The organism is Nonomuraea mesophila, from assembly GCF_004352805.1.
Classification (GTDB): domain Bacteria; phylum Actinomycetota; class Actinomycetes; order Streptosporangiales; family Streptosporangiaceae; genus Nonomuraea; species Nonomuraea longispora.
This window is the reverse complement of the sequence record NZ_SMLD01000337.1, coordinates 1-3,324: the sequence shown is the minus strand read 5'-3', so window position 1 is coordinate 3,324 and position 3,324 is coordinate 1. Positions and strand designations below refer to the sequence as shown.

At 73.8% G+C, this 3,324-nt stretch carries 3 protein-coding genes; 2 read left to right on the top strand and 1 reads right to left on the bottom strand.

Annotation, left to right across the window (positions count from 1 at the left end; genetic code table 11):
* A partial coding sequence (locus tag E1295_RS49560) for a WD40 repeat domain-containing protein (protein ID WP_166427794.1) occupies nt 1-1,054 on the top strand: 1,054 nt, incomplete at its 5' end.
* 68 nt (nt 1,055-1,122) lie between these two features.
* Here E1295_RS49560 and E1295_RS47665 read toward each other — a convergent pair.
* Complete coding sequence (locus tag E1295_RS47665) at nt 1,123-2,388, bottom strand: cation:proton antiporter (protein ID WP_132641951.1); 1,266 nt, start codon at nt 2,386-2,388, stop codon at nt 1,123-1,125.
* Nucleotides 2,389-2,581: 193 nt separating this feature from the next.
* Here E1295_RS47665 and E1295_RS47660 point away from each other — a divergent pair.
* On the top strand, nt 2,582-3,324 hold a 743-nt coding region (locus E1295_RS47660; RefSeq protein WP_220449264.1), incomplete at its 3' end, for an aldehyde ferredoxin oxidoreductase N-terminal domain-containing protein.

The following is a 3,324-nucleotide window of genomic DNA, read 5'->3' as shown; positions in this document are numbered from 1 at the left end:
GTCCTCGCCCGTGTCGTCACCGGCCGTCTCGGCCGAGCCGTTCGGCACGCCGGTCAGGGATCCCATGGCGCTGCCCTCGAAGTACGGCCAGGCGGTCTCCTTGTCCGTCTCGGCGACGACGATCGTGTGCGCCACCCGCAAGGGGACCGTGCTCGCCTGGGACCTGTCCCCGGGTGACGGCACTGCGGGTGACGGCACTGCAGGTGACGGTGCTCAGACCGTCGTCCGGATCGCCGACGACGGGGCGGCGGCCACCTCGGTGGCCGCCGGGCGCATGGGCGACCGGCCGGTGGTCGCCTCGGGGCACGCCGACGGCACGATGCGGTTGTGCAGCCTGACGGGCGAGAGCCTGGCCCGCCACCGGGCCGGCGACCCCATCATCGCGGTCACGGTCACGGGCGAGGGCACGGCGATCGCCGTGTCGCAGAAGTACGACGTCGTCAGGGACCTGCACAGCGTCGTGCGGCTGTGGGACATCAGCACCGGCAAGCAGATCGGTTCCTCGATCCGCGATCACTACCAGGGGGTCGCGAGCCTGGCGTTCGGGCGGCTCGGCGGCGACGACGTGCTGGTCACTGGGGACGGGCGCGGGCGCGTCCGGGTGTGGCGCCTGCCTTCGGGAAAGCTGCGGCACTCGTTCGGCATGGGCACCTACAGCGGGATCGAGCTGCTGACCTGCGGCGAGGTGGCGGGCCGGCCCGTGGTCGTCTCCACGCACCAGAACGCCACCCTCCGCGTGCACGACCTGGCGACGGGCAAGCGCAGGAAGATGTGGAACTTCAGCGGTGTGAGCCCTGACGACCGGGGCACCATCGCGCTTGTGGCGGGGCGGCTCGGGGACCTGCCCGTCGCGGCCGTGACCCACGCCCCCGTCGGCAGCGAGATCTTCGTCCGGGTCTGGGACCTCGACGACGGCGAGGTCATCGGCACGCTGGGCGCCGCGGCCGGGGGCGCCGCCCAGGCCCTGGCGCTGGCCGAGCTCGACGGCAGGCAGGTGGTCGCGGGCGTGGACGGGAACAGGACGGTACGGATCTGGAGCCTCGGCCCGCCCTGACGCGCATGGCGCCCCGGACGGCGACCGTGCACGAAGCACCGGACGGCGACCGTGCACGAAGCATCCGGTCAGGCGGACGGCCCGGCGGCGGGCACACCGGCGCGGTCGCGGAGTGCGTCGATGCGCCTCATGATCGGGGTGGCGGTGAGGCCGTGCAGGGCGACCGAGGCCACCACGGTGAAGCCCGTCACCGCCCACAGTTCCCGGGCGGGCACGCCGAAACCGGTCTGGCCCAGCGCGTATGCCAGGTAGAACAGCGACCCGATCCCCCGGATGCCGAAGAAGGAGATCACCAGGCGTTCCCTGGGTCCTGCCGGGCCGCGTACCTGGGCGAGCCAGCCCGTCAGCGGCCGGATGACGAGCAGGAGCAGCAGCCCGACGGCCGCGCCGCGCCACGTGAGCCCGGACAGGCCGCCGACGGCGACGAAGCCGCCGAGCAGGAGCAGCAGCCAGGCGGTGAACAGCCGCTCGATCTGCTCGACGAAGCCGTGCAGGACGTTGTTGTAGCCGTGGCCGTGCTCGCCCCGCCTGATGGCGCAGGCGGTGACGAAGACGGCGACGAAGCCGTACCCGTGCACGAGTTCCGTCACCCCGTACGACAGGAGCGTGGCGGCGAGTGCGACGAAGCCGTCGCGGCGTTCCGACAGGCGCAGCCCTTCGGACGGGGCTCGGAAGAACAGCCGGCCGAGCAGCCAGCCGATCAGCAGGCCGGAGACGACGCCGGCGGCGGTGCGGTAGAGCACGTCCATGAGCGCCCACTCCCCGAGCCGGCCGGCGCCGCCGGCCACCGCGACGGCGATGGCGGCGTACACGAAGGGGAAGGTCAGCCCGTCGTTGAGCCCGGCCTCCGAGGTGAGGGCGAAGCGCACCTCGTCGTCGGCGTTCTCGGCGTCGACGGGCTCGCCGACGTGCACGTCGGAGGCGAGCACCGGGTCCGTGGGCGCCAGCACGGCTCCGAGCAGCAGTGCCGCCCCGGCCGGCCAGCCGAGCAGGAGGGTGGCGGCGACGGCGACGCCGGCGATGGTGAGCGGCATCGACAGGCCGAGCAGCCGCCACGTCGTGGACCAGGCGCGCAGCCCTGCCCGCCGGTTGATGGCGAGGCCGGCCCCCATGAGGGAGATGACGACGCAGAGTTCGGTGATGTGCTCGAGCGCCGTCCGGTGGGCGACGGGGTCGGGGGCGGGCAGGCCGATCGGCAGGGCGAACAGCACCATGCCGCCCAGCAGGTAGACGAGGGGTAAGGACAGGGGTCTGCTGGCCAGCGCCTGCGGCAGGAAGGCCGCGAGCAGGGCCGCCCCGCCGCCCAGGGCCAGGATGAGATCGGGAGTGGTCATCGCCTGATCTCCTGCCCCGGCGATCGCGGAAAATCCGCACAAACCCGTCGTCCAGCCCTTTTTCGCACGTCACGTACGGCAAGCCGGGTTGCGCCCTTGCGGTGATATGTGATGGTGTGCCGCTTCTGGGGCCTGGCGGACGGCGACGGACCTGCCCGGGGCCGGCCGCCTCCTTCGACTCGAGGAGGCTTTGTTGCCGTTCATCGTCGACCTGACCAGCGGGGACGTCGTCCGCGAAGACCGCTCGGCCGAGAGGGGACACTACGGCGGGTCCGTTCTCGGGCTGCGGCTGCTGGGCGAGCGCACACCCCCGGGGCTGGATCCGTACGACCCCCGCGCCCTGCTGTACGTGGCCGCGGGCACGCTGGGCGGGACGCAGGCGCCCGGCCTGGCCAAGGCCGTGTTCCTGGCCAAGTCGCCGCTGACGGGGGTGGCCGGGGAGGCCCACGCGCTGGGGCCGTTCGCGGCCGGGATGCGCGCGGCGGGGGCGAAGGCGCTGGCCGTGACCGGGCGGGCGGAGCGGCCGTCGTACGTGCTGGTGGAGGGCGGCGAGGTCACGTGCCTCGACGCGAGCGACCTGTGGGGGCTGGGCGTGGCCGCCACGACGGACGCGCTGCGCGCCAGGCACGGCGCGACGGCTCAGGTGGCGGCCATCGGCCCGGCCGGGGAGAACCTGGTCAGGTACGCCAGTGTGGTCACCGGTCACGCCCATCCCGCCGGGCGGTACGGCCTGGGCGCGGTCCTCGGCGCCAAGAACCTCAAGGCGATCGTGTGCGCGGGCGACGCCCCCGCGCCGGTCGCCGATCCCGGCACCGTCGCCGCGCTGACGGCCTTCTACCGGGAGTCGCTGGACACGAACCCGCTGGCGGCGCTGCAGGCCCGCGAGCCGGGGTTCGCCGGGTGGGCGGGTGACCCCCTCGACCCCGGTTACGTGTC

Excerpts from the sequence above, each read along its gene's own strand:
- E1295_RS47665 (WP_132641951.1), bottom strand. The coding sequence starts at position 2,388 with ATGACCACTCCCGATCTCATCCTGGCCCTGGGCGGCGGGGCGGCCCTG.